This is a genomic window from Actinomadura sp. 7K534, assembly GCF_004348575.1.
Lineage (GTDB): Bacteria > Actinomycetota > Actinomycetes > Streptosporangiales > Streptosporangiaceae > Spirillospora > Spirillospora livida.
The window spans coordinates 1-3,076 of the sequence record NZ_SMKB01000418.1; the positions used below are offsets into that span (position 1 = coordinate 1).

At 74.3% G+C, this 3,076-nt stretch carries 5 protein-coding genes; 3 read left to right on the top strand and 2 right to left on the bottom strand.

Translation table 11 applies throughout. The annotated features are described in order from the left end of the window. Positions 1-199: 199 nt before the first annotated feature. Entirely contained in the window at positions 200-562 is a 363-nt protein-coding gene (locus E1266_RS36585) for a PGPGW domain-containing protein (protein ID WP_207946140.1), read from the bottom strand. 113 nt (positions 563-675) lie between these two features. Here E1266_RS36585 and E1266_RS36590 point away from each other — a divergent pair, with 113 nt between their 5' ends. The 3 genes from E1266_RS36590 to E1266_RS36600 all read left to right on the top strand — a co-directional run bounded on the left by E1266_RS36590 (position 676) and on the right by E1266_RS36600 (position 2,468). Further along, a complete protein-coding gene (locus E1266_RS36590; RefSeq protein WP_207946141.1) occupies positions 676-1,194 on the top strand; it encodes an NUDIX domain-containing protein in 519 nt (172 codons plus the stop codon). 17 nt (positions 1,195-1,211) lie between these two features. After that, positions 1,212-1,610 (top strand): PPOX class F420-dependent oxidoreductase, encoded by a 399-nt coding sequence (locus E1266_RS36595; RefSeq protein ID WP_132055080.1) that lies wholly within the window; start codon positions 1,212-1,214, stop codon positions 1,608-1,610. Between the two features lie 165 nt (positions 1,611-1,775). Then, the gene (locus E1266_RS36600) at positions 1,776-2,468 is read left to right on the top strand and encodes a CAP domain-containing protein (RefSeq protein WP_243719338.1); all 693 of its coding nucleotides are present in this window, start codon (positions 1,776-1,778) and stop codon (positions 2,466-2,468) included. On the opposite strand, the gene E1266_RS36605 is transcribed toward E1266_RS36600, so the two are convergent. Then, positions 2,469-3,076 (bottom strand): CAP domain-containing protein (locus E1266_RS36605; RefSeq protein ID WP_132055084.1); only part of this gene is annotated, 608 nt, incomplete at its 5' end.

Sequence of the window (3,076 nt, forward strand, 5' to 3'; positions counted from 1 at the left end):
CCCCTCGGGGACTTCTACTCGGACACCTGGGGCTCCGGCCGCGAGGCCGGGCCTTTCTAGGCGGACGTGGAACGGCCCCTAGGGGCCCACCCGATGGAGGGAATCGACCGGATAGAACTGATCGGCGCTCAGGAGATCGACCTCATGCTGAGCCTGGGCGAGATAACCGACTCGTTCACCCTGGCGGTGCTGCTGCACGTCAAGCAGTGGGGCCTTTGCCCTTTTCCGTGCCCCTCCGCGACCTGATCCCGTCGCGGACGCGGTGCCAGGCGGCGCGGATGTAGGAGTTGAGGCGCTCGCTGATGCGGCGGGCGGTGGGGAACTCGGTGCCCAGCAGGCCCAGCCCCGCGAGGATCGCGACGACCCCGGGCCCCGGCAGCACGAGCATCGCCAGCCCCGCCACGATCAGCGCGAAACCGGCCACCGCGACCGCGACCTTGCGCACCAGCCGCACGTGCGCCCGCCGCCGCACCCCGCGCGCCGCGCCGGTGTCCGCCTCGCCCCCCGCGTCGTCCTGCGAGTTGATCTCCGCGTTGGACCGCCCCATCGTCCCCGTGGTCACTTCGCCTCCCCGGTATGCGTTCCTCTGTAGACGAACGGCGGCGTCCCCCGCGATCCCGATCCGGCTCCGGTGTGGCCAGCGCCACACCGCCCGGGGCGGCTAGCATTCCGCCAATGAGGCTCCGGTCCGGCACGGCGCGCCGTGCGCACGGGCGCGGCGGACCGGCGGTGCACCGGACGGCCGCGCGGCTCTGGAAGCGGCTCGGCGGCCGCGCCCAGTGGCGGCTCGCGCGGCTCTGGCACCGGACGTTCCTGGTGTACGCGGGCGGGCTCGTCCACGACGACGAGGGGCGGATCCTGCTGCTGCGGCACCGGCTGTGGCCCGCGTACCGCGCGTGGGGGCTGCCCGGCGGATACGTCAACGCGGGCGAGCGGCTGGAGGACGGCGTCGCGCGCGAGATCCGTGAGGAGACGTCCCTGGAGGTGCGGGTCGCGGGGCCGCCGGTCGAGCTCGCCAGCGGATTCCGGCACCGGGTCGAGGCGTACTACGAGGCGCGTGTGACCGGCGGTGACCTCCGGATCGATTCGGCGGAGATCCTGGAGGCGGGCTGGTTCGAGCCGCGGGACCTGCCGGACGAGATGTCCCCGCGCCTCCGCGCCCTCATCAGGGCACTTGACCTGAAGCCGGGTTGAGGTTCCAACCTGGCCTCATGAACCTCAACGACATCGAACGCGAGTACCTCGCGAGGCAGCGCCTGGGCCGCCTCGCCACCGTGGGCCCCAAGGGCGACCCGCAGAACAACCCGGTCGGTTTCCGCTACAACGCCGAAACGGGCACGATCGACATAGGCGGCTGGAACCTCCCTCGGTCCCGCAAGTACCGCAACCTGGAGCACAACGACCAGGTGGCGTTCGTCGTGGACGACCTCGTCTCGGTCGACCCCTGGCGCGTGCGCGGCATCGAGATCAGGGGACGGGCCGAGACCGCGGTCGGGGACGGCACGCCGGGCACCCCGTTCGGCGCCGACATCATCCGCGTCCACCCGCGCACCGTCTTCACGTGGGGCCTCGACCCGGCGGCCGAGGGCATGACCAGGCGCACCGCCTAGCCGTCCGCACCGAACACGAAATTTCGGTTATCGCCTCTCTTGCCGGGGGTCTGCACTCTCGTCCGCATATCCGCGACGAGAGGACGAGGCAGCGCCATGAGGAACCCCCAGCACCCCGGGCACGGAAAGCCCCACCGGACGAGGCGGCGGGCATCCGGTCGCGTGGTGGCGTGGACGGCCGCGGGCGCGGCGGGCCTGGCGCTGCTCGGCGGGATCGCCGGCACGGCGAGCGGCGCGTTCGACGGCGACTCCGGGACGGCTTCGGCCGCGAACGGCGGCCTGCCGGAACCGTCCGTGTCCGGCGTCCCCGACGCGGCGGCACCGTCGCCGAGCGAGACGTCCGCCACGCCCACGCCCACCAAGGCGTCGCCGTCGCGCAAGGCGCGCACGTCCCGCAAGCCGACTCCGCGCGTGACGCGCACCCGGCCGAGCACGCCCGCCCGGACGAAGGCCCCCGCCGCGCCGGGAGGCGGATCCGGAGGCGCGGCCGCGCAGGTCATCGCGCTGGTGAACAAGGAGCGCGCCAAGCAGGGATGCCGCGCCGTGAGCGCGGACCCGCTGCTGACGCGGGCGGCCCAGGCGCACTCGGCCGACATGAAGCGGCGGGGCTTCTTCGACCACACCAACCCGGACGGCGACGACCCGGGCGACCGGATCACCGCCACCGGATACCGCTGGTCCACCTACGGCGAGAACATCGCCCAGGGCCAGCCGACAGCCGCGAGCGTCATGAAGGCGTGGATGAACAGCCCCGGCCACCGCGCGAACATCCTGAACTGCCGGTTCGCCGAGATCGGCGTGGGCCTGGTGGCGTCGGGCGGGCCGTACTGGACGCAGAACTTCGGCACCGCCCGCTGATCACCGGGGCGTGGCGAACACCTGCGTCCACCACGGACCGCCGGCGCCGCGCACGACCGCGACCCCGACCATCGTGGAGCGGCAGTCGAGGATGTTGGCGCGGTGCTTCGAGCTGTTCATCCACCCGTCCACCACCGACGGCGCGGTCGGCCGGCCCTGGGCGATGTTCTCGGCCCACGAGCTCCAGCGGAACCCGGCGGCGGTGATCCGCTCCCCCGGCCCGTCGCCGCCGGAACCGCGATGGTCGAGGACTCGGCGCGCCGCCATGTCCCGCGAGTGCCGCTCGGCCGCCCGGTGCAGCGCCGGCGAGATCCGCAGCGCCGGGCACCCGGCCCCGGCCCGCTCGGCGTTGACGAGCCGGACGACCTGCTCCTCGACGCCCGGCGCGGCCGCGCGGGCGGTCGGCCGCTCGACCCGGTCCCTGCCCGGCCCCGAGCCCGCCGGAGTGTCTGCCGGGGTGGGCGCAGGCGACGCGGGCGCCACGGGTTCGCGGACGGGAGGCACCGCGTCCGGCGGGGAGTCCCGCACACCCCAGAAGACCGCCGCTGCGGCCACCCCCACCGCCGCCGTCCCGGCCAGCCACGCGACGCCCTTCCCCGCGCTCGCGG